This is a genomic window from Abyssibacter sp. (assembly GCF_964229365.1).
Lineage (GTDB): Bacteria > Pseudomonadota > Gammaproteobacteria > Nevskiales > OUC007 > Abyssibacter.
The window spans coordinates 15,611-38,066 of record NZ_CAXRDQ010000041.1 but is presented as its reverse complement, the minus strand read 5'-3'; the positions used below and the strand labels follow the sequence as shown (position 1 = coordinate 38,066).

At 63.2% G+C, this 22,456-nt stretch carries 25 protein-coding genes; 13 read left to right on the top strand and 12 right to left on the bottom strand.

What is annotated here, in order from left to right; all coding sequences use genetic code 11:
* Positions 1-24: 24 nt before the first annotated feature.
* Together aceF and aceE are read right to left on the bottom strand one after the other, a co-directional pair.
* Positions 25-1,734, bottom strand: coding sequence for a dihydrolipoyllysine-residue acetyltransferase (gene aceF, locus ACE1EY_RS07130; protein WP_370299799.1), 1,710 nt, complete (start codon positions 1,732-1,734; stop codon positions 25-27).
* Entirely contained in the window at positions 1,731-4,421 is a 2,691-nt protein-coding gene (gene aceE / locus ACE1EY_RS07125) for a pyruvate dehydrogenase (acetyl-transferring), homodimeric type (protein ID WP_370299797.1), read from the bottom strand. Before aceE ends, aceF begins: the two co-directional genes overlap by 4 nt.
* Before the next feature lie 62 nt (positions 4,422-4,483).
* Between aceE and ACE1EY_RS07120 the strand changes: the two genes are divergently transcribed.
* Positions 4,484-5,524 (top strand): amidoligase family protein, encoded by a 1,041-nt coding sequence (locus ACE1EY_RS07120; protein ID WP_370299796.1) that lies wholly within the window; start codon positions 4,484-4,486, stop codon positions 5,522-5,524.
* 38 nt (positions 5,525-5,562) lie between these two features.
* A complete protein-coding gene (locus ACE1EY_RS07115; RefSeq protein ID WP_291513697.1) occupies positions 5,563-6,222 on the top strand; it encodes a gamma-glutamyl-gamma-aminobutyrate hydrolase family protein in 660 nt (219 codons plus the stop codon).
* Here ACE1EY_RS07115 and ACE1EY_RS07110 read toward each other — a convergent pair.
* Genes ACE1EY_RS07110 through ACE1EY_RS07095 form a run of 4 tightly spaced genes read right to left on the bottom strand, consistent with a single transcriptional unit; the run spans position 6,219 to position 8,349 of the window.
* Positions 6,219-6,734 (bottom strand): GNAT family N-acetyltransferase, encoded by a 516-nt coding sequence (locus tag ACE1EY_RS07110; RefSeq protein ID WP_370299793.1) that lies wholly within the window; start codon positions 6,732-6,734, stop codon positions 6,219-6,221. The genes ACE1EY_RS07115 and ACE1EY_RS07110 overlap by 4 nt on opposite strands.
* Positions 6,734-7,243, bottom strand: coding sequence for an NUDIX domain-containing protein (locus tag ACE1EY_RS07105; RefSeq protein ID WP_370299792.1), 510 nt, complete (start codon positions 7,241-7,243; stop codon positions 6,734-6,736). Before ACE1EY_RS07105 ends, ACE1EY_RS07110 begins: the two co-directional genes overlap by 1 nt.
* A gap of 35 nt (positions 7,244-7,278) precedes the next feature.
* On the bottom strand, positions 7,279-7,863 hold the full coding sequence (gene lexA, locus ACE1EY_RS07100) for a transcriptional repressor LexA (RefSeq protein ID WP_291513699.1): 585 nt from the start codon (positions 7,861-7,863) through the stop codon (positions 7,279-7,281).
* A 9-nt stretch (positions 7,864-7,872) separates the two neighbouring features.
* Positions 7,873-8,349, bottom strand: a complete 477-nt coding sequence (locus ACE1EY_RS07095; protein ID WP_370299791.1) for a GAF domain-containing protein — start codon at positions 8,347-8,349, stop codon at positions 7,873-7,875.
* A 200-nt stretch (positions 8,350-8,549) separates the two neighbouring features.
* Here ACE1EY_RS07095 and ACE1EY_RS07090 point away from each other — a divergent pair, with 200 nt between their 5' ends.
* The 7 genes from ACE1EY_RS07090 (at position 8,550) to ACE1EY_RS07060 (ending at position 13,426) form a co-directional block, all read left to right on the top strand.
* Positions 8,550-9,101, top strand: coding sequence for a GAF domain-containing protein (locus ACE1EY_RS07090; RefSeq protein ID WP_373928060.1), 552 nt, complete (start codon positions 8,550-8,552; stop codon positions 9,099-9,101).
* Between the two features lie 12 nt (positions 9,102-9,113).
* The gene (locus tag ACE1EY_RS07085; protein ID WP_370299789.1) at positions 9,114-9,569 is read left to right on the top strand and encodes an HIT family protein; all 456 of its coding nucleotides are present in this window, start codon (positions 9,114-9,116) and stop codon (positions 9,567-9,569) included.
* Positions 9,562-10,290, top strand: a complete 729-nt coding sequence (locus tag ACE1EY_RS07080; protein ID WP_370299788.1) for an MBL fold metallo-hydrolase — start codon at positions 9,562-9,564, stop codon at positions 10,288-10,290. Before ACE1EY_RS07085 ends, ACE1EY_RS07080 begins: the two co-directional genes overlap by 8 nt.
* Before the next feature lie 64 nt (positions 10,291-10,354).
* Complete coding sequence (locus tag ACE1EY_RS07075; RefSeq protein WP_370299787.1) at positions 10,355-11,290, top strand: peptidoglycan-binding domain-containing protein; 936 nt, start codon at positions 10,355-10,357, stop codon at positions 11,288-11,290.
* A 270-nt stretch (positions 11,291-11,560) separates the two neighbouring features.
* Positions 11,561-11,836, top strand: coding sequence for a permease (locus tag ACE1EY_RS07070; protein WP_370299786.1), 276 nt, complete (start codon positions 11,561-11,563; stop codon positions 11,834-11,836).
* A gap of 95 nt (positions 11,837-11,931) precedes the next feature.
* Positions 11,932-12,309, top strand: coding sequence for a rhodanese-like domain-containing protein (locus ACE1EY_RS07065; protein ID WP_370299785.1), 378 nt, complete (start codon positions 11,932-11,934; stop codon positions 12,307-12,309).
* Positions 12,299-13,426, top strand: coding sequence for an FAD-dependent oxidoreductase (locus ACE1EY_RS07060; protein WP_370299784.1), 1,128 nt, complete (start codon positions 12,299-12,301; stop codon positions 13,424-13,426). Before ACE1EY_RS07065 ends, ACE1EY_RS07060 begins: the two co-directional genes overlap by 11 nt.
* On the opposite strand, the gene ACE1EY_RS07055 is transcribed toward ACE1EY_RS07060, so the two are convergent.
* From ACE1EY_RS07055 to ACE1EY_RS07045, 3 genes are read right to left on the bottom strand one after another with little or no spacing between them, the layout of a single operon-like run.
* A complete protein-coding gene (locus tag ACE1EY_RS07055; protein ID WP_370299783.1) occupies positions 13,404-13,886 on the bottom strand; it encodes a hypothetical protein in 483 nt (160 codons plus the stop codon). The two genes, ACE1EY_RS07060 and ACE1EY_RS07055, sit on opposite strands and share 23 nt — an antisense overlap.
* Before the next feature lie 41 nt (positions 13,887-13,927).
* Positions 13,928-14,557 (bottom strand): glutathione S-transferase family protein, encoded by a 630-nt coding sequence (locus ACE1EY_RS07050; RefSeq protein ID WP_370299782.1) that lies wholly within the window; start codon positions 14,555-14,557, stop codon positions 13,928-13,930.
* 25 nt (positions 14,558-14,582) lie between these two features.
* Positions 14,583-16,166, bottom strand: a complete 1,584-nt coding sequence (locus tag ACE1EY_RS07045) for a sodium:solute symporter (RefSeq protein WP_291513711.1) — start codon at positions 16,164-16,166, stop codon at positions 14,583-14,585.
* A gap of 50 nt (positions 16,167-16,216) precedes the next feature.
* Between ACE1EY_RS07045 and ACE1EY_RS07040 the strand changes: the two genes are divergently transcribed.
* Entirely contained in the window at positions 16,217-17,023 is an 807-nt protein-coding gene (locus ACE1EY_RS07040) for a TVP38/TMEM64 family protein (protein ID WP_373928059.1), read from the top strand.
* Here the strand turns inward: ACE1EY_RS07040 and ACE1EY_RS07035 are convergent.
* Positions 17,020-17,607, bottom strand: coding sequence for a lipocalin family protein (locus ACE1EY_RS07035; protein ID WP_370299781.1), 588 nt, complete (start codon positions 17,605-17,607; stop codon positions 17,020-17,022). The two genes, ACE1EY_RS07040 and ACE1EY_RS07035, sit on opposite strands and share 4 nt — an antisense overlap.
* 97 nt (positions 17,608-17,704) lie before the next feature.
* Here ACE1EY_RS07035 and ACE1EY_RS07030 point away from each other — a divergent pair, with 97 nt between their 5' ends.
* Genes ACE1EY_RS07030 through ACE1EY_RS07020 form a run of 3 tightly spaced genes read left to right on the top strand, consistent with a single transcriptional unit; the run spans position 17,705 to position 19,991 of the window.
* Entirely contained in the window at positions 17,705-18,442 is a 738-nt protein-coding gene (locus tag ACE1EY_RS07030) for an endonuclease/exonuclease/phosphatase family protein (protein WP_291513714.1), read from the top strand.
* Complete coding sequence (gene clsB / locus ACE1EY_RS07025) at positions 18,439-19,668, top strand: cardiolipin synthase ClsB (RefSeq protein WP_291513715.1); 1,230 nt, start codon at positions 18,439-18,441, stop codon at positions 19,666-19,668. The genes ACE1EY_RS07030 and clsB overlap by 4 nt, the downstream gene beginning before the upstream one ends.
* A complete protein-coding gene (locus ACE1EY_RS07020; RefSeq protein ID WP_291513716.1) occupies positions 19,665-19,991 on the top strand; it encodes a PGPGW domain-containing protein in 327 nt (108 codons plus the stop codon). Before clsB ends, ACE1EY_RS07020 begins: the two co-directional genes overlap by 4 nt.
* Positions 19,992-20,010: 19 nt before the next feature.
* On the opposite strand, the gene ACE1EY_RS07015 is transcribed toward ACE1EY_RS07020, so the two are convergent.
* Positions 20,011-21,465 (bottom strand): DUF3336 domain-containing protein, encoded by a 1,455-nt coding sequence (locus ACE1EY_RS07015; RefSeq protein WP_291513717.1) that lies wholly within the window; start codon positions 21,463-21,465, stop codon positions 20,011-20,013.
* 153 nt (positions 21,466-21,618) lie between these two features.
* Entirely contained in the window at positions 21,619-22,380 is a 762-nt protein-coding gene (locus ACE1EY_RS07010; RefSeq protein WP_370299780.1) for a sulfite exporter TauE/SafE family protein, read from the bottom strand.
* Positions 22,381-22,456: the final 76 nt, after the last annotated feature.

Here is a 22,456-nt window from a genome sequence, read left to right as displayed (position 1 = left end):
CCCGCTCGGGAGGCGGCCTGTTCGTCACAGCACGACGCGCCGGTAATCGGACAGCAAATCGGACAAATACACGATAAAGCGGGCTGCCGCGGCGCCATCAATCACTCGGTGATCGTAGGACAGCGACAGCGGCATCATGGTCCGCGGGACGAATTCGCTGCCGCTCCACACCGGTTTCACCTCGTTGCGGGAGACCCCGAGGATGGCGACCTCCGGCGAGTTGACGATGGGCGTGAAGGCCGTGCCGCCAATGCCACCGAGGCTGGAGATGGAGAACACGGCACCCTGCATGTCGCCGGGCCCGAGCTTGCCATCGCGCGCCTTCTTGGCGAGTTCGGCGGTTTCCGCGGCGATCTCCACGACCCCCTTGCGGTCGGCGTTCTTGACCACCGGAACGACCAGGCCGTTTGGCGTGTCGGCGGCGAAGCCGATATGGCGGTATTGCTTCATGACCAGTGATTCGCCATCTGCGGTCAGCGAGCTGGCGAATTCCGGGAATTTGTCGATGGCGTGGCAAACCGCCTTGATCAGGAACGGCAGCATCGTCAGCTTGGCGGCGTGCTTGTCTTTCTCGGCCTGTCGGAAGGCTTCTAGGTCGGTGACATCGGCGTCGTTGAACTGGGTGACATGCGGAATCAGCAGCCAGGATTTGTGCAGATGCTTGGACGACAGCTTGCGAATCCGCGCGAGTTCCACGGTTTCGATTTCGCCGAACTTGCTGAAGTCCACCGACGGTTGTGCGGGCAATCCGGAACCGGCCGCAACGGTGCTGGCACCGCCGCCGGACGGACCTTGCTGCATGACCTGCTTGACGTGCTGCTGCACGTCGTCCTTCAGGATGCGGCCTTTCGGGCCGGACCCATGCACGCCTTGCAGGCTGACACCCAGCTCGCGAGCAAACTTGCGAACGGCCGGTGAGGCATGCGCCGGCACCTGGCTGCGCGTGGTGTCATCCGCCGGTTTGGGCTGGCGGGATGGTGCAGGCTCCTGTTTGGGGGCCGGCTGCTTGGCTTGTTTGGGTTCTTCGGGTTTGGCGGCCGGCTTGTCGTCGCTGGCGGATGCCGACGACTTTGGCGCCGAGCTGCCCTGCGTGCGGATGGTGGCGACCAGATCACCCTGACGCACCGAACTCCCGGACTGCACGGCCAGACTGACCACGGTGCCGGTCACGGTCGATGGCACATCCATGGTTGCCTTGTCCGATTCCAGCGTGACCAGGCCTTGCTCGGTCTCTACCGAATCGCCTTCGGCGACCAATAATTCGATGATTTCGACGGCATCAAAATCACCGATGTCGGGCACTTTGACCTGCACCTCTTCGGCTTCACCACCGGTTTCGGGGGTGTCGTCGGACTCGGCCGCACCTTCGGTGTCCGCGGCCTGTGATGACTCGTCGGCGGTGTCTGCCACCGAACCGGTTTCGGTCTCGGTGTCGTCGGCGCTGTCCGCTGGCGTATCGTCCGAGGCATCCGTCGAGGCGGCTGCATCGTCTTCGCCCTCGGCTTCGATTTCGGCCACGGCGTCGCCTTGCGCCACCTTGTCGCCGACACCGACCAGCAGCTTGCTGACCTTGCCGGCCGCCGTGGACGGCACGTCCATCGTGGCCTTGTCGGATTCCAGCGAGACCAGCCCATCTTCCACCGCAACCGTGTCGCCCTCGGCGACCAGAACCTCGATGATCTCGACCGCGTCGAAATCACCGATATCGGGAACCTTGACCGTGATCGTGCTCATACCGTCACCGGGTTGGGCTTGTCGGGGTTGATGTTCAGATCCTGGATCGCCTTGGTGAGCACCTTCTGCTCCAGCACGCCGTCCTTCACGAGCGATTGCAGTGCGGCGAGCGTGATCCAGCGGCGATCGACTTCGAAGAAATCACGCAAGGCCTCGCGCGTGTCCGAGCGGCCGAAACCGTCCGTACCCAACACGTTGTAGGTCTGCGGCACCCAGGGTCGGATCAGGTCGCCGTAGGTCTTCATGTAGTCGGTGGCCGTAATCACCGGGGCATCCACCTGCGCCAGTTGCTTGGTCACGTAGGGATCACGCGGCGTCTCGTCCGGGTGGAGCAGATTCCAGCGATCACAATCGAGGCCGTCGCGCCGCAACTCGGTGAAGCTGGTGACACTCCAGACATCGACCGCGACCTTGTAGTCGGATTCGAGCATGTCCGCCGCTGCCATGGCCTCGCGCAGGATCGTCCCGCAGGAGAGGAGCTGCACACGCTTCTTCTTACGCTTGTCGCCCTGGCGCAAGCGATACATGCCGCGCTTGATGCCGTCCTCGGCGCTGTCCGGCAGTTCGGGGTGGGCGTAGTTCTCGTTCTCGCAGGTCAGGTAGTAGAAGACATCCTCACCCTCGTCGAACATGCGCCGCAGCCCGTCCTGCACGATCACCGCAATCTCATAGCCAAAGGTCGGGTCGTAGGCCCGGCAGTTGGGAATGCAGTCGGCGAGGATGTGGCTGTGACCATCCTGGTGCTGCAAACCTTCGCCGTTGAGCGTGGTCCGGCCTGCGGTGCCGCCGATAAGGAAACCGCGTGCACGCATGTCACCAGCCGCCCAGGCCAGGTCCATGATTCGCTGGAACCCGAACATGGAGTAGAAGATGTAGAACGGGATCAGCGTGGTCTGGTGGTTGGCGTAGCTGGTCGCCGCGGCAATCCATGACGACATCGAACCCGCTTCGGTGATGCCTTCTTCCAGAATCTGCCCGTCGGTGGACTCGCGATAAAAGGCGAGCTGGTCGGCGTCCTGCGGTTCGTAGAGCTGACCGACCGGCGAATAAATGCCGAGCTGCCGGAACATGCCCTCCATGCCGAAGGTGCGGGCCTCGTCAGGGACAATAGGCACGATGCGCGAGCCGATCTGCTTGTCGCGGCAAAGCGTTTGCAGGATGCGGACGAAGGCCATGGTGGTGGAGATCTCACGCTCCCCCGAACCCTTGGTCACCGAGCTGAAGGCCTCCAGCGCCGGCAGTGGCAGGGATTCGTCAACCACGCGACGCGCCGGCAGCGGGCCGCCCAGCGACTCGCGGCGCTGCTTGAGGTAGCGAATCTCTTCCGAGTCCTCGTCCGGTCGGTAGAACGGGACATCCTTGATCTGGTCATCGCTGATCGGAATCTGGAAGCGGTCGCGGAACTTGCGCAGGGCCTCTTCGCCCATCTTCTTCTGCTGATGGGTGATGTTCTGGCCTTCGCCAGCCTCGCCCATGCCATAGCCCTTGACCGTCTTGGCCAGAATCACGGTTGGCCGGCCATCGGCGTCGTTCACGGCATGGTGATAGGCCGCGTAGACCTTGTGCGGATCGTGGCCGCCGCGGTTGAGGCGGGCGATGTCGTCATCCGACATCCGCGCGACCATTTCCTTGAGTTCCGGATACTTGCCGAAGAAATGCTCGCGGGTGTACGCGCCACCCTTGGACTTGAAGTTCTGGTACTCGCCGTCCACGGCCTCGTTGAAGCGCTGCAGCAGCTTGCCGCTACGGTCCTGAGCGATGAGCGGGTCCCAGGCGGCGCCCCAGATCACCTTGATCACATTCCAGCCTGCACCACGGAAGGTGCCTTCGAGTTCCTGGATGATCTTGCTGTCACCGCGCACCGGCCCATCGAGCCGTTGCAGGTTGCAGTTGACGACGAAGATCAGGTTGTCGAGGCCTTCGCGTGCGGCGATGTCGATGGCGCCGCGGGATTCCGGCTCGTCCATCTCGCCGTCGCCACAGAAACACCAGACCTTGCGCCCCTTGGTCTTGGTCAGGCCCCGGTTGTCCATGTACTTCATCAGGCGGGCTTGGTAGATCGCCATGATCGGACCCAGGCCCATGGAGACCGTGGCCAGCGACCAGAAATCCGGCATCAGCCAGGCATGCGGATAGCTGGACAGGCCACCGGGCTGCGTTTCGGTGCGGAAACGGCGGAGCTGATCCTCGCTCAGGCGGCCTTCCAGATACGCGCGGGCATAAATGCCGGGGGCGCTATGCCCCTGGATGTAGATCAGGTCCGGGCCGTCCGGATGATCCTGACCCTTGAAGAAATGGTTGAAGCCGACGTCATAAAGCGTCGCCGCCGATCCGAAGCTGGCGATGTGGCCACCGATGCCATCGTGCTCACGGTTGGCATGCACGACCATGGCGGTGGCGTTCCAGCGGATCAGCGAGCGAATCTTCCACTCCAGCGCGTGGTCGCCGTCGCTCTTAACCTCGCTATGAGGCGGAATCGTGTTGACGTAGGCCGTATACGGCGAGTGCGGAATGAACGTGCCGCCTCGGCGCGAGCGCTCCAGCAGGGACTCGAGCAGGTAATGCGCGCGTTCTGGACCTTCGACCTCGACAACGGCATCAAAGGCGTCGAGCCATTCGCGGGTTTCCGTCGGGTCCGTATCGGTTTGATCGGACAACGTGGCGTCAAATACGCGGCCTTCGGTCATGCGGCGACTCCTCGGGTGCGAGAGCTATTCGATGGTATCGGCGGCATGGCACCATTGCCACCGTGATCAAGCACATCATCCAGCGTTGGATCAATCCGTCACCGTCGGATTGGACGGGGCCGCCCGTTATTCATACGGCATCCGGCAAGCTACGCCGAATCGGTATCGAGTTGGAGTTCTCCGGACTGGGTATCGAGCAAATCGCGCGCATCGTCAAGGACGTGGTCGGCGGGTCGATCTCGCCCATCTCGCCCTACGAATGCGATGTCGACGACACACCACACGGCACGTATCACATCGAGCTGGATTCCAGCTACGTGAAACGCCTGGGACGGCATGACGATGACAAGCCGGACGATGGCGGCCTGTTCTCGTTCGAGCGGCTGTCGGACGAGGTGATCGGCGCGATCGCAAAGCAGATTGTCCCGTTCGAAATCGTGACGCCGCCGATCCCCATGCCGGAACTGGGCACGCTGAACGAGTTGGTTTCGCGCCTGCGAAAGGCGGGCGCCCAAGGCACACACCACTCGCCGATCTACGCCTTTGGTCTGCACATGAACCCAGAGTTGCCTGACACGGAGGCCGCGACACTATTGGGCTACCTACAGGCTTTTGTCTGCCTGTTTCCCTGGCTGGCGCGCGAGTCCAAGGTGGACTGGTCCCGACGCGTCACACCATATATCGACCGTTTTCCGAGCAGCTATACGCGGCTGATCACCGCGCCGGACTACGCACCAGACCTGGCCGGGCTGATCGATGACTACCTGGACCACAACGCCACGCGCAACCGAGCGCTGGACATGCTGCCGGTGTTTGGCGAGGTGGACTGGGACCGCATCGACGCCGCGCTGGACACGCACCTCGTAAAGCCACGCCCCGCGTTGCACTACCGGCTGCCGAACTGCCTGATCGACGAGGATGGGTGGACCCTGGACGAGCCATGGCGGCACTGGCTACAGGTCGAACATCTCGCCCATGACGAGGCACGCCGTCAGGCGATGATGCATGCGTTTCGCCAGCATCTGGATGATCCGGTTTCCAAGCTGTTCGATGTCTGGGCGCGTGACTGCGAGCAATGGCTGCTGCCGCTTGCGCGGGCATGAAGCGCCCCCGCCGCATCCGAAACCGTCATCGCCGACCCGTGATCGGCATCACCGGGCCGGATAAACACATCGCCTGGGGCTGGTGGTTTGGATCGCTGGCCGTGCGCATGGCCGGTGGCTTGCCGGTGCGCTTGACGCCGGGCCGCGCCACGCGGGTGGGGCAACTCGACGGCGTGATCATCGGCGGCGGCGACGACATCGATCCGCAGCTATACGCTGGCGACCCCGGCACCGGCCACTACGACGCTGAACGGGACCGATTCGAGCTCGCCGTGATCGACGCCGCGTTGAAGGAGCGACGACCGATGCTGGGTATTTGCCGAGGCGCGCAGCTCATCAACGTGGCCCATGGCGGCGATCTGTTCGCCGACCTGCGGCCGATGCGTGTGCAAACAGGCAACCGGCGGCTGATCCTGCCGCGCAAGACGCTGAACATCCGACGTGGCAGCCGGCTCGCCAAACTGATCGGCCAGCCCCAGACCCGCATCAACAGCCTGCACCACCAGGCTGTGCGACGGGTGGGCCGGGGCCTGCAGGTTTCCGGTCGCGATCTCGACGGCATTGTTCAGGCCATCGAAAAGCCTGGCCGCGGATTTCTGATCGGCACGCAATGGCACCCGGAATACATCCCGCAGCGCGGCACGCAGCGGCGCCTGTTCAAGGAACTGGTGCGCGAGGCGGCGCGGCTGAGAAGCTAAGTGTCCGATCCCGGAGGATGCCTCCAGCGATCGCATTCGACCCCTTTCAGCTCGATGGTCGCCTCAATCCGAGCCCCCAGCCGTATCGCCACCGCTTGGGAAGCACGATTTTCAGGGTGGATAAAGCTTACGAGCGCGTCCAGGCCGAGGTCGGCATACGCAAACTGCCTCGCCGCTCGACACGCTTCGGTCGCGTAGCCTTGGCCTACGGCACGGCGGTTTAACCAGTAGGCGATCTCGATGTCCGGCCACGCGCCGGGCTGCCAAAGACCCACCGAACCCAGCAGTCGCCCGTCGCCCTTGGATGTCACAGCCCAGGGTCCAAACCCACGCAGACTCCAATGTCCGATCGTCATGGCCAATCGGCGCCACGCGTCATCCTCTGAGCATGCGCCACCGATATAACGACAATGGTCCGCATCGGAGAATACGGATGCGAAGTCGGGAAAGTCATCGGCCGTCCACCCTCGCAACACCAAACGCTCGGTTTCCAGCGTCGGGACCTCGGGCATCACCGCCCCGGCAGCTCCAGCATCGGCGGCTCTATGCCGCGGGTGCGCAGCCAGTCCCTTAACGCCAGCCCGGTGGCGAACGGCCACGCCTTGCATCGGTCGAGTGGCACCGCTTTCCATGCAGCCAGTTCGTCACCCAGTTCGACGACGCCTTCGGCCTCGACGTGGTAGGCGATGATCACCTCATTGCGCTGGATGAACTCGTAGACCCCGATCAATCCGCCAATGCGGCCATCCAGGCCGAGTTCTTCCTTGACCTCGCGCAGCATGCCGTCCTCCGGTGTTTCGCCGGCTTCGAGAAAGCCGGTGATCAAGCCGAACATCCACTCCGGCCAGGCGGCATTGCGGGCAAGAATGACCTCGCCGTTGTACTCGACGACAGCGGCCACGACAGGGGCCGGATTGTTCCAGTGAATAAAGTTGCAGGCTTCGTCCGGGCAAATGCGACGCGGGACGCCGCCGTGCTCGCCGGAGACCAGCTCAGTTCGACATTGGGGACAGTACTGCATGGACCGAGGGTAGCCGATTGGGGCCGCTGCCGAGGTCAGTAACTGCGGAATACACCCACGGCACGCCCTTCGATTGCCAGCGGCTGCGTAGCCAGATCAACCTCGATGGGGGCGAAATCGGGGTTGTGGGCAATCAGGCGCACGGTGCGGCCGGTGCGCTCGAACTCCTTCACCGTCACGTCTTCGTCCAGCCGCGCGACCACGATCTGGCCATTGCGTGCCTCGTGGTCTTTTTTCACTGCAAGCAGGTCACCGTCCATGATGCCGGCATCGCGCATGCTTTCGCCGACAACACGGAGGAAATAGTCGGGCTGTTCGGCAAACAGGCCGCCCTGCGTCTGAATGCGCTGCTCGACGTTCTCCGCGGCGAGCATCGGCGAGCCCGCCGCGACACGGCCAATGATGGGAATGCCGGCATCGCGCAACCGAATGCCGCGGGACGTGCCACCGACCAGGTCAATCGCGCCCTTGCGGGCCAACGCCCGCACATGATCACGCGCCGCGTTGTCAGAGGAAAAACCCATCCCCTTGGCGATTTCGTGCAGCGTCGGCGGCATCGACTCGGACTCGGCAAATTGCCGGATAAAGTCGAGCACTTCGGATTGGCGTCGGGTCAGCATGCTGTATTTTTAGACAGTTTTGTCCGCAAGATCAAGTGCGGCGACAACTTGCTCCAGCAACGCCGCGTCCGCCTCGCTGAATCGGTCCGCATCCGGGCTGTCCAGATCGAACACCCCGATCACCCGGCCGCGCTCGATCAGCGGGATTACGAGCTCAGAATGCGACGCAGGATCGCAAGCAATATGTCCATCGAAGGCATGCACGTCGGCAATTCGCTGCACCTGCGCGGTGGCCGCGGCCGTGCCGCAGACACCACGGCCCCAGGGTATGCGGATACACGCCGGCTTACCCTGGAAAGGGCCGAGCACCAGTTCGTCACGCTGTTCATCGCGCAGGTAGAACCCCACCCAGTTCACTCGATCCAGCGCGTGAAACACCAGCGCAGCAATGTTTGCAAGATTGGCGACGCGGTTGGGTTCGCCCGCGACCAGGGCGCGGGCTTGGGCAGGAAGCGTCGCATCCGCAGGGATGTCGGTAGGCTGCATTGTCATCTGATTCGCAAAGAGGGTGCTTATCATAGGTGTGTACATGCTTGCCGATGCGATTCATGGCATGGTGCGTGAATCGACGTTGAGCAGAAGATGGCAGGGAGCCGCCGATGCAAGCGCCAACGAACGTCCCAGAAATCGTGAGTCCAGAAACGGTGAGCGCGAGCGAACAGGCATTTAGAGCGCTGCGAGAACAGATGCGCGAACTGAACGCGCTGTGCACAGCGATGAGTCAATCCTTCGAAGTCCTCCCCATGGAGCGGCGGATCGTGACCAGCTCTGCGCGAATGGCTGGCGTGGACGGCTGCAGCCTCTACCGTCGTGAAGGTGATCAGCTTCATTTTCGTGTGGTGAAATCCACCTCGCTCGGGCTGATGGCCGTCACCGACTTCGGCGAGGACGGCGTGTTCAAACCCATCGAGTTAGCGGATGCCGATGGCACTCCATGCCGACAGGCCGTGGCAGCCCGAACCGTCCACGAAAACGATGTGGTCAACATTTCCGATGTGACGCGCATGCCGAATTACGACGCGTCCCGTATCGCCCAGTTTGACCAGCGCATGGGTTACGACACCCGGTCGATCCTGTCCCTGCCGGTGAGTTTCAACGGCGGCGACCCCATTGGCGTGCTCCAGTTTGTGAACGCGAAGAATGTCGTCGGCAATCACGTACCGTTCTCCAGCTCTCACGTGCAGCTCGCCCGCAGCCTTGCGGCCTTGGTGGGGATGCTCTGGACCCTGGGTGGCTGAGCCGGTCGCGGCTTGACGATCTTCGACCGCATCATCGCCGGCGATCTGCCGGCGAGCTTCGTCCATCAAGACGACCACTGCGTGGTGTTTCTGGATATCAATCCGGTCTCACGTGGCCATGCGCTGGTCGTGCCGCGACTCAGCCAGCAGCACCTGGCCGAGCTAAACGAACCGCTGCTGGCTCATATCTGGCGCATCGCCCGTGATGTCGGCGCCGCGCAGCAAGCGGGTCTCGGCAGCTTGGCGCAGCATTTTCTGGTCAACGACGGCCGGGCGGCGAGCCAATCCGTCCCTCATGTGCATATTCACGTGATTCCCCGTTATCGAGGCGATACCGTGCGCACCATGAGCCGCATCGTCTGGCACCTGAGTACATTGATGCTGCCGCGCCGCGAGAGCGCCGCACGGCGCCAGGCGATGGACCGGACGGCGGCGTTGATCAGCGAAGCCATGCGTAACCATGCGTGAGCTGCTCATCCTTGGTTGCGGCCACTCGGAATCGTTGACCCTGTTCAATACGAACGCGGCCGTTCGTGATCATGGCCGGCTCTTTCTCATTGACTGCGGCTGGACCATCAAGGCGGCATTGCAGGCCCAAGGGCACGGATTCGCTGACATCGATGGCATTTTCATCACCCATGTTCACGGCGACCATGTGTTCGGCCTGGAACGCATCGGCTACGAGGCACGCTTCAAGCTTGGGCGGCGCATCCCGCTGTATCTGCCGGAAGCGCTGATCGAGGAACTGTGGGACCAGACCCTCAAGGGGTCGATGGGGCGTAACTCCGACGGCGAGCAAACCCTGGACGACTACTTCGACGTACGTCCGGTGCCGGGCATGCGCCTCGAAACACCGCAGCTCTCGGCCGAGCTGTTCTCAACCCGGCACACGCCCGGTAAGCCCTCGTTCGGCCTGCTGCTAGACGATCACGTCGTGTTCACCAGCGATACCCGGCCCGTGCCCGAGGCGCTGTCGCGTCTGGACTTCGACATCGGCTTTCACGATGTCACGTTCCAGACCGGCAATCCGGTCCATGCATCGCTGGACGAGTTGATCGAAACCTACCCACCCGAGATTCGGCGCCGACTCTATCTGATGAGCTACGAAGACAGCTATGCTGATCATATCGAGCGGGTCACCAAGGAATTTGCCGGGCTGGCCCGCCAGGGGATGACACTCAGGCTGTGAACCCGAGCCCGGACCCGGTCTGATGTCGCGAGCTGCCAGGACCAACAAGAGAATCATCACGACCATGACCCGATACGCACGCAGCGCACGATGGCTGCTCGCCGGTGGCCTGTTGTTCGCCGCCTCAGCTGCCGCCCAGTCGGACTACATCCGGGATGTCGAGACCGAACTACAGCAACTCGGTTACGACGTGGGCGCGATCAACGGTGTCTTTGACGATACCCTGGAGAGCGCGATCAATCGCTTCAAGGCCGACGAAGGCCTGCCGCAGGACGGCGCGCTGACTCGCGACACGCGGGCATTGATCGCCGCGCGCGCGGCTGGCGAGCCTCTGCCCAGTCGCCTGCCCGCCCCGACCCAACCAACCCCACCGACTCAGCCGGTCGCCCCGCCTCCGCAGCCGAAACCAACCAGCACTCAAGCCGCGACGCCACCGCCGGCTGCACCACCGACAGCCGCAGCCCGTCGCGGTCGCGCAGCCTTTGGCGAATCCGGCTGGCGTGCGGGACGTAGCGCCTACAAGCGCCGTGTCGGTTTCGTCGTCGACCTCGCCGCCGAATTCGGCGGTGACGACCTGGTGACCGTCGTACTCGACAATAACGACAGCGAAGACATCACCGCCGGTGATGGCATCGTGCTCGGCGCCGGTGGCTACTGGCTGCTGCGCGAGAATTTCGGGTTGCAAGGCACGCTGGCGTACAAGATCAAGCAGACCTCGGCGGACAACTCCGACCTCGGCCTGGAACGCTGGATCGTGGATGTCTCGGCCATCACCTTCGTCGACGACTTTCAGTTCGCCGCCGGGCTCGTCCACCATACGAACATCGACTTCGACGGCGACGGCTTCCTCCCCGACTTCTCCTTTGACGACGCCACCGGCCTGAAACTGGAGATCGGCTACAGCTGGTTCGCACTGTCGTATACAAACATCGATTACGAAGTGAACGGCTTCAGCTTCGATGCCAGCAATGTCGGGCTGCGGCTTCGAGGCGGGTTCTAACCCTCGGCCTCCTGCATTTATTTGAAGCCCCAACGCAAGCGCTCGGTCAGTGGCGCGCCATCATCAAGGCGGGTCTCGTCGGCCATGCCACGGACGAAGCGCTCGCGGCAACCCGCGCGTTTATCACCGAACCGACCCATTCAGCGATTGTTTGATTAGCACGGGCAAATGCGTCAGCTATCAATGAGATCGCCAAGGCGAAGGACTGGCCCATCCACGCACCTCACGTGACGCCTACATCTGGACTACCTGGAGCGACCCATCAGCCCGTTGACGTTCGACTACGCCTGGTACGACTTTGTCGGGAATATCGGTGTGCTGTGCATCGTGGGGAGCTATTTCGCGCTGCAGGTCGACTGGCTGGACAACCGGGATCTCGCCTATAGCCTGATCAACGGCGTGGGCGCGCTGGCGTTGATGATTTCGCTGAGTTTCGATTTCAATCTGTCATCGATGATCATCGAATGCTTCTGGCTGGCCATCAGCGCCGTTGGTTTCGTCCGCTGGTGGCGCCGCCATCGAGCACGCGAGGTCGACACCGACTAGTCACGATTGGACTGCAGCCGGTCATCCTCGCGCTCCCGGAACGGTCCCATCATGCCGTTGTCGTACGTCGCGTTGGTTCGAATCAGGAGAACAGGATGACCCAGACAGTCATGTCCGTTAACGACCTTGTGCGCGCCGCCAAGGGTGCGGCCGGCACGCTGACAGCAGAAGAAGTGCAGCTCGCGCAGGAGCAAGGGGCGACACTGATCGATGTTCGAGAACCGCCAGAAACCAAGAACGGCCGGATTCGCGGTGCGCACACCATTCCCCGTGGCACCCTGGAATTCAAGGTCGGCGACGTTACCAAAGACCACGACACCCGCATCGTGACCTACTGTTCGGCCGGCAGCCGCGCGGCCCTGGCCGCCGCCGCACTAAAACAATTGGGCTACGCGGGGGCGATCGCCTCTGACGCCGGGTATGACGACCTTGTCCGGCAGGGTCTGGCGGTCGAAGAGCCGAATGCCGACTGATCCATCGACCCCGACCGTGATCTTGGTCGGAGCCGGACACGCGCATCTGCACATCGCATCACGCGCGGCAGACTATCGCGCGCAGGGTGCCCGACTGGTGCTGATCGACCCCGGTCGTTTCTGGTACTCCGGCATGGCGACAGGGCTGCTGGGCGGGCAGTACTCCGCGGCAGATGACCAGGTCGATCCCGCGCGCCTCATTGAACATCACGGCGGAACGTTCATCCGGGACGAGGTCACGGCGGTCGACCCCCACAAGCGCATGGTGACGCTGGCATCCGGTCGCGCCCTGCGCTACGACTGGCTGTCGCTCAATGTCGGCAGCGAAGTCCATCTGGGCAAGCTGTCCGCGCCGGATGGCGGGCCAAGGGTCTGGCCGGTGAAACCGATCCCTCCGCTGCACACCCTGCGCAGGGAGCTGGAATCTGCAATGGCGGCGCGGGGCCGGATGCCGCATGTCGTCGTCGTGGGTGGCGGCGCAACCGGCAGCGAATTGGCCGCAAACCTTGCAGCACTGGCACGGCGGCACGCGGTTGCGCCTTGCGTCACCTTGGTTTCAAGGTCCTCCGCGGTGCTGCCACAGGCGCCGGCGCAAGCCTCGGCGAAGCTACAGCGCGTCTTGAACCACTGTTCAGTGACGCTGCGGCTAGCCACATCCGTGACGCAGCTCACCAAGGGCGGCGTTCAGCTGGACGATGGCACCGAGCTGCCTTGCGACCACGTGGTTGCCGCCGTGGGACTGCAGGCCAAGGCGCTGACGCAGGCGCTGGGTCTGCCTGCCAGCCGGGAGGGGTTACGCGTCTGCGCGCAGATGCACAGCGTAGACGACCCGCGGATCTTCGCGGCGGGCGATTGCGCCGACTACGCCCCGCGTCGTCTGCCGAAACTCGGCGTGTTCGGCGTTCGGGCCGCCGCAGTCATTCACCAAAACCTGCTCGCCAGTTTGGCGGGCCAGCCCCTGAAACCCTATCAACCGCAGCGCCGATGGCTCGCGATTCTGAATCTTGGCGATGGTCGCGGTCTGCTGCTCTGGTGGCGTCTGTGGTGGCTGGGTCGCAGCAGCGCTTGGCTGAAAAACCGGATCGATCAACGATTCATGCGGCAGTTTCGGGTCTAGCGGGTTCCGCATCGGGCGGCCGCGTGGTCACCACATGGCGCTGCACCTGTGCCCAGGCAACCGCCGCGGATTCAGGCAAGACCACGTCCAGGTCGAGGCCCGGCACGATGATCCGGTCATTGGCAACCCAACCGTCCAGGCAACGGTCGGAATGCCCGACGATGGAGCGAAAGCGCCGTCGGTGCTCGCGAAACCGGTCGCGGCTCACAATGCACCCCCCGGCGGCCTTCGCGGTTGCGAGCAGCGTCCGGTCCGCGGATTCACCGGTGGGCACCTGCGTCGCGACGGTTGGCAGCTCCAAGAGTGCTTGGTAGATCGCATGCTCATCGGGCGCAAGTTGGTGGACCGTGCTGGCGTCAAACACGAGCCAGGTTCGCGCCGCCCGCGTCAGCAGGCCGCCCGCCACCGCCAGCGGCAATCGCAGCGAGGGCGGGCGACCGCACCAGTACGCCACATTCAATGCATCGACAACCGTGATGGGGCCGCCCGTTTGCGCGTTGGCTATCGCGTCTTGTCTCCGTAGGCGGCTTTGGCCGCAGGCCGGTCGGCCATGGTGTTGTACCAACGCTGGAGATGCGGCTGATCCTCCGCCGGCGCAAAGCCGCTGAGCTGGAAGAAGCGCAACGCGCAATAAGCGGTGATGTCGGCGATGGTCAATGCATCACCGGCAACGAAGTGCTGGGTCGCCAATGCCTTGTCGAGCCGCTTGAGCCGCTTGGTCGCCGCCATTCGCTGCTTCTCCCCCCATTCCGGCACCTGGTCTTCGGCCTGTCGCATGCCGGGGTGCGTGTGTCGAAAACACATCGCCATGGGCAGCATCACTTCGAATTCCATGATGCGATTCCACATCTCGACCATGCCCTGCTGTAGCGGTGTGACACCAAACAGCGACGGCTCAGGCTCGATGGCTTCGATATAGCGGCAGATCGCGACCGTTTCGCAGATGATCGTGCCGTCTTCAAGCTCCAGCGCCGGCGTGCTGCCGTTGGGGACACGCGCACGGTATTCGGGTGTCTTGTGTTGACCCGCTCGCAGGTCGATGACCTCGGTTTCAATGCTCAGACCCTTCTCGGCCAGAAAATAGTCCACCCGTGCCGTGCTAACGGTTTGTGGCGTTCCGATCAGTCTCATGTCTCACTCCTCCCGAATATTGTGGTTACCAGAAAACCAGCACCATGATCACCGTCAGCAAGACCAGCACACCGGCCTGCAGGCGGTAATCCGACAGCATGCCGCCCGGCCGCATGTCCGTCGACTTTTCATCCGGCGGCCAGGTCACGTGCTGGGCGAGCTTGAAATTCTGACCGAGTACCAGCGAGACGATGACCAGCAGCACCGCGGTCCAAACCGTCAGCACAATCGCCATGATCGTGAAGTGCACATTGATCACACCGCCGATGGGACCTAGGGCAAACAGCGCCGCAGATGTGACGTGCCCCAACGCCAGCGCCCAGAAGCCCGCCTTGGGGTGCGCGCCCTTCCAGAACAAGCCGGTGAGAAAAATCGCCACCAGCGGGGTGGTGATGTAGGCGAAGGCGGACTGGATGTAGTTCCACAGACCGGGAAAATCCTTGATCTGCGGTGCCCAGGCAATGGCGATGGCCATGAATACGAAGGTGCACACGCGACCGACAAACACGGTCTGGCGGGGGCTCAGATCCGGCTTGTTCGGCTTGATGAAATCCAGCGTGACCAGCGTGGATGCCGAGTTCAATGTCGAATCCACCGACGACATGATGGCGGCGATCAGACCGGCCAGCACCAGACCGACCGCACCCACGGGCAGCAGTTCGGTGACCATGGTCGGGAACACCTGGTCTTTGTTCTCGATGTCCGGAAACAGCGAGATCGCGAACGCCGCCGGCAGAATCATGATGAACAGCGGCAACAGTTTCAGCGCCCCGCCCAACATCGCGCCAGCACGCGCGGCTTCCAGGTTCTTCGCACCCAGCGCGCGCTGGATGATGTACTGGTTCATGGTCCAGTAGTAAAAGCCGATCAGCGGCACGCCAAGCAGCAGACCAGGCCAGGGGAGTACGTCGTCATCGGCCGGACGGATCATCGACAAATGGCCCTCCGGCAGTTCTGCCGTGGCCTTGGCCCAGGACCAGTCGAACTTGTCGAAGATGATCAGCCCCATCGCGGCCGAACCGATGATCAGGATGACCGCCTGCAAGACGTCGGTGAGCACCACGGCCTTGAGCCCGCCGGCGGCCGTGTAGATGCCGGCGAACAGCCCCAAGCCCAGACAGAACCAGAACAGGTGCTCGCCGCCCTGACCGGGAAAGAACAGCTTGTCGAGCACTAGCGAGCCCGCGTAGAGCCCGCCCGCCATGTCGACGATGATCGAGAGAAAAATCGTGATGCATGACAGGTAGAGCCGAACGCGACCGTCATACCGGCGCTCCAGAAACTCCGGGACCGTGGAGATCTTGGTGCGGATATAGAACGGCAACACGAAGATGGCGGCGAAAACCAGCACCAGCCCCGCCATCCACTCGTAGGCCGAGACCGCGATGCCGGTTTCGTAAGCATCGCCGGCCAGACCGATCAATGTCTGCGCGGAGATGTTGGAGGCGAACAGCGAGAAGCCGATGACACCGAAGCCCAGCGCCCGGCCCGCGAGAAACAAATCGTCCCCGCTTTTGGTCTGCCGGCTCACGTACACACCGATGCCGATGACCACCGCGAAATAGCCGACGATCAACGCGATATCGATGGGATGAATGGTCATCTCCATGCTGGCTCCTTGCCCGTTCTGCGCCCCCTCGCGAAGTGCCAGCCTAGCCAATGACCCAGACGGATGCGACCCCGCAGTCGGCCTGCGAACCGGGAGAATCCAGCCAACCTGCTACGGTAGAGGGCTTTCCCGCACCACGGTCACGGATGACTCAGGACACCGGCCCAACCTCTCTGTCACGCCGCCGCAAGGCGCTCATCGCCGGCCTGCTGGCGATCGTGGTCGTCGGCACTTTGGCGGCGCTGTGGCGCCTCACGCCCTTGTCGGACTACGCAGAGCCCGAACGTCTGGCCGACACCCTCAGCGAATTGGTCAAGTCACCCTGGGCACCGCTGAGCGTGCTGGCGATCTACCTCGTGGGCAACGCCGTGCTGTTTCCCACGCTGGTGCTGAACATGACCATGATTCTCACGCTCGGGGCGGGCTGGGGCTTCGCCTATGCCTTGTACGGCAGCATGGTGGCGGGTGTGGCCGGCTACGCTCTGGGCCGTTTGTTCGGGCGCAAACCGCTGGAACGCCTGGGCATCCGCCGACTGGAACGCACGATCGAGCTGCTCAAAAAAAGCGGCGTGGTGGGGCTGGCTGTGCTGCGCCTGGTTCCGATTTCGCCGTATCCGATCATCAATCTGGTGCTTGGCGCCGCCGGCATCGGCTTTTTCACCTACACCCTGGGCACACTCATCGGCCTGTTGCCCAGCCTGATCGCGATGACGGCGGTGGGGCATCAGATTCGCGCGCTGGTTCAAGACCCGGATCCGATGCAGATCACGCTGCTCGTCGTCGTCAGCGTGGCGTGCATCGCCGGACTCTGGGGCATCCAGCGCCTGGCACGCCGCAAGATGCGCGCAGCCGGTTAGCCGGGCGTACCCACGGTGAAATCCACATCGCTACGCTGGTTCAGTGGCTGCTGCGGCACCCGGCGCAACGCGTCGGCATCGTATCCAAGCGCCTCGACTCGCTGGACCAGGTCGGCGTAGCGCGTCTCATCGATTGTGGGCGTGCGCGCCATGATCCATACCCAGTCGCGCTTTGAACGCGCCACGATGCTGGTCTGGTAGTCCGGATCGACATAGGAGATCGTGTACTCCATCTTGATCGGCCAGATGAACTGCATCGCCCACTCGGCGCCATTGCCCTCATCCAGGACAAACCCGGTGGGCTCCATGCGCTTGGCCTCACCGTCGAAGCCGCCTTCGCGGTAGGTGAACACCGTATCGATCGCGTTGCCTTCGCCCCGCGTGTAACGCTCGATGTTGTTGTAGGAGTCGGCCACGACACCGGGCGGTATATGGGCGATGACGAACCATCCGCCCATGAAGCGGTCGACATTCACGGACGCCATGCGCGGAAAGTCCTGCGGAGGCATCACGCTGCAGGCGCCGAGACCGGCGACCGCGAGCAACAGGGCTATGGCATCACGCGTACGGTGTCGAAGGTTCATTGCGTTGTCGTCTTGAGCACGGAGCCTCAGGCTAACCCGCACCCCGGCGCGCCTACAGGGTTGTTCAGGCAGCGCCCGCCGACAGAACAAGCACAGCATGAAAATCCTGACACTGAACATGCACAAGGGCTTCACGTCCTTCAATCGCAAATTCATCCTTCACGAATTGCGGGAGGCGATTCGAGGCAGTGGCGCCGATCTGGTCTGCCTCCAGGAGGTGCTGGGCGATCATCAGGAGCACTCCACCCGGTACGAAGCCTGGCCGGCCGGGCCGCAGTACGAGTTTCTCGCCGACACGATCTGGTCCAACTTCGCTTACGGGCAGAACGCGGTGTACCCCGCGGGGCATCACGGTAACGCGCTGTTGTCGAAGTTTCCGATTCTTCGCCACCAGAATCACGACGTTTCCACCCACGATCACGAGCGCCGCGGCCTGCTGCACAGCGTGCTTGAAATTCCGTCCAGCGGCACCGAACTGCATGTGATTTGCACGCATCTCGGCCTGACGGGGGGACAGCGCATGAAACAGCTCAACCTGCTTTGCGATCTGATCGAGCGCGATATCCCAGCCTCGGACCCGGTGCTGGTGGCCGGCGACTTCAACGACTGGCGCGAAAAAGCCCATGCCTTGCTGCAAGAACGTGTGGGCTTGCAGGAAGTGTTTATCAAGGCATACGGCAAGGCCGCGCGGACCTTCCCCGTCCAGTTTCCGCTGTTGCGCCTGGATCGTGTCTACGTTCGCAATCTGGAGGTGTCACACCCGGAAGCACACACCGGCGCGCCCTGGTCGCACCTGTCCGATCACGCTCCATTAAGCCTGGAGTTACAACTTTGACGAACGGCCGCTGGACCGACGGCAACACCATCGAACTGCTGGAAAACGGAGAAATGTTCTATCCGCGGGTGCTGGCGGACATCGAACGCGCCCGAGAACAAGTCCTGATCGAAACCTTCATTTGGTACGACGACGATATCGGCTACCAGCTGCATCGCGCGGTGATCGACGCCGCCAAACGCGGCGTGCATGTGGACATCACCGTTGACGGCTTCGGGTCCGGCAAGCTGCCCGCCAGCTTCGTGCAGGCGCTGACCGATGCCGGTGTGAACCTGCATGTTTATGACCCGCGAGGCAGCGTACTCGGCTTTCAGACCAATCTATTTCGGCGGCTGCATCGCAAGTTCACGCTGATCGACTGTGCGGTCGGCTATATCGGCGGGATCAATTTCTCGATGGAGCACGTCCGCGAGCACGGGCCGAAGTCCAAGCAGGATTACGCGGTCCGCGTGACCGGACCGGTGGTCGACGAGATGCACGGCTTCTGCCGCAAACAGGTCGGGGCGATCAATACGCCGGAACGCCGGCCCTGGCTACGGCGCCTGCGCTGGTATCGCCCGAATCCGCTCAAACCCGCCCGAGATGCCCAGGCCGCGCTGGTCTGGCGCGACAACGCCGACCACGATCAGTCCATCGAGCAGTGGTACTACCAGGGCATCTCCGAGGCCAAGCGCGAGATCATCATCGCCAACGCCTACTTCTTTCCGGGCTACCGTTTCTTGCGCGCTCTCCGGCTGGCCGCCGAGCGCGGGGTCAGGGTGTGTCTGATTCTGCAGGGCGAGCCGGACAAGTTCTATGTGCGCCACGCGGCCGCGACGCTGCATGACTACCTTCTGAACGCGAATATCGAGATTCACGAATACATGGACCGACCGCTGCACGCCAAGGTCGCGATCATCGACGACGACTGGGCCACCGTGGGCTCCAGCAATCTGGACCCGTTCAGCCTCGCGCTGAACCTGGAGGCCAACCTGTTCATCCGCGACCAGGCGTTCACGACATTGCTGCGCGACCGCCTCGTCGCGTTGATGGACACGGCCTGCCGACGGGTGCGCCGCGAACAGGTGCCGCGCCAGCGGGGCTGGCGACAAATCGTGCGCGTGCTGGTCTTTCACATCCTGCGCCGGTTCCCGGCCTGGGCACAGTTGATACCCGGTCATATCAAGCCGATTCAGCCCTCCGGCCAGGACCGGCTCGTCCCGCACAGCGACAAACGACCAACGTGAGCGAAACCGAACGAAAGCGACGCGGCGGCCTGCGCGAGCATTTCGCCGTCCTGGGGACGGCCGAACCGGGGCGCCGGTTTCTCACCTACCACGAGTGGCGTGCCTCGCGGGTTCGGCAGCGCTGGATTCGAACGCTCTACCTCACACTATCGCTGCTGCTCGTCCCGGTCGGGATCTTGATGCTCGTAACACCCGGACCGGGCCTGCTGGTGCTCGGCATCGCCCTGGGCCTGGTGGCACAGGCATCGCGGCGTTGGGCTTGCTGGCTGGACGCATCAGAGAACTGGTGCCGGCGGCGCATTCGCCGCAACCGGCCGGGGTAGCAGCGGTGCCCGGGGTCGGCTACTTGCGGGCGACGCGCATGGGCGCATCATCGCGCCGGCGGCCGAAGCGCTGCGCCTTGAGCCGGATCAGGCATTCCTCGAACGTGCGGCTAATCGTCGTCTGGATACGCACGCGCTCGATGGTGGGCCAGGTCGCCCGTTCGCCATCTTCCACATAGCACCGCATCTCATCCACGGTCGGGTTGGCCAGCGCACGAATCATTTTCTTGGGCGTGTACCGAGGCAGGATCGTGACATCACCGGTATAGCGCTGATTGGTCAGCGCGTGAATCTGCCGGACGACCCGCCCGACACCACGGTTGCGAAAGTGCAGCCGCGCAAGATCAATGGTCTGCTTGCCGCTGCCCATCAACCAGTCACGGGCGAAAGGCAGCAGACCCGTGGCGTCGTCCTTGGCGAGGAACGGCACAACATGGGGATTGGTCTGGCTGACGATGTAATGATTGACGTTATGCAGCCGCGCCAGACGCAGCATTGGCAAATCGCTGGACAGCGACCCATCGACCCAACGCTTGCTGGGCATGTAGTCGATGACATCGCCATCGTATTCCCGCGCCTTGAGCGTCACCGGGGGGAACAGGCCCGGCACCGAGCAGCTGGCCTGTGACGCCTTGTAGATCAGTACGTTGGGTGATGTCAGATAATTCAGCAGGCGACCATGCTGATGGCGCTCGGCCGGCGACACGGTAATGTCCAGAATCCGGCCAGTGCGCTCGAAAGCCTCTTCGAACGTCGACTCTCCGATATTCGACAGCAGGCATTGCGCGAGCACATCCGGATTCATGATCGCCCGGCCTTGCACGGCGGTCCGAAAATCGAGTTTCTGCCAGGCATCGAGGTTGAGCGTGTCCAGGCTATAGGACGCCGCAATTTCATCATCGGTGCGAGTCGACACCCCGCCGGCGACGATCGACCCGGCCGAGGAGCCGGAAATGACCCGCGGCAGCAGACCCTGTTCGTGCAGGGCCTTGATCACACCAAAATGGAACATGCCCAGGGTCGCGCCGCCGGACAGCATCAGGGCCGAACGCCCGAATGAGACGCCGGTGCGCTTGAAGAACAGGATCTTGTCCTCGAACCCGAAGTCGTCGAACTCGGTGTCGCAAATCCACAGCAGCGCCTTGGCGACCTCCTCGACATACTCGGTGATCAGCCGCTTGGTGCCCACACGGCAATGGCCGTAGAGCAGCGGGTTGGCCATGTTGCCGAGGTTGCCGTGCAAGCCCTCGTGCAGTCGGAACACCAGCCGCCGCACATCTTGTTCGCGACGCATGCGGCGAACTTCCAGCAGCCGTTCCTTGATCAGCCAGTGGTCGTAGCCTTCGCAGGCATCCTCGGCGCGCCAGATGTCGTTGCCGTCACGATGATCCATCTCCAGCGCAATCTCGCGCCAGGTCGCGTAGTCCGGGGCGTGGGCGAGATCTCGCTGCAACAAAGGAGGGGGATTTTTCATCGGGGAGGGAGCACCTTGGTTGGCGCGGCTTGAATGAGATCGTCCGGTCACGTGCGCATCAAACCAGCCGAACGATTCGGTCGCCTAAGTAAACGCGGTGTTTCCCACTCTGGCAAGCACCCCAGCCGGAGGCCTCGGCGTCAGCGCGGTCAATCAGGCACCGAGCAGGCGGCGGCCCGCATCCCATAGCAGTTTGACGGCCAGCAGGACGAGAACCCCCTTGAACAAGGGACGGAATGCCTTTTCTTGCACAAAATGATGCAAGCCGCGGCCCAGCGCCGTGCCGGCAATGACGCCGACGGTCATTCCCGCCATCAGCCAGGCCTGATCCAGCACTTGAAAGCCAATGGTCGCGAAGGCGGTGAGCTTGAACGCATGCCCCAGCGACTGGCACAGGGCGAGGGTGCCGATGGTGGTTTCCTTGCGCCAGGTCGGCCGCAGAAAGAACGGGCCGATCAGCAAACCGGTGGCCCCCACCACGGCGCCGACGCCACCGTTGAGCACGCCGGCCGTGCCCATCGCCGCGCGGTCCGACAACGTCACGGCCCTGGACGCGCGCGGCAGCAACGTCCACAAGATGAACCCTGCCATGAGCAGGCGCACGTAGTCCGGATTGACCATCGACACCAGCGGCGCCACAACAAATGGCGCGGGCAGGGCGCCGAGACCGAAGACCAGAGCGGCGGACCAGCGCACATGCGGCAGATAGGCGACAACGCGGCTGGCGTTAGAGACCATTTGCACCGAAGCATGTAGCGGCACGGCCACGATCGGCGGCATGCCCGCCGCATAAATCGCACCGATCAAGATGGTGCCGCCTCCGGCCCCTGAGATGCCTGACAAGGTCGCCGAAACGAAGGCCACGGCGATGAGCATCCACTCCATGGTTCCGAAATCGGCCAGGCTGCCGCTCATCGGCTCGCGACTGCCACGGCGACGCGGCCGCTTGACGCGATCACGCCAACGTACATACTGGTCGGTATGTAACGCA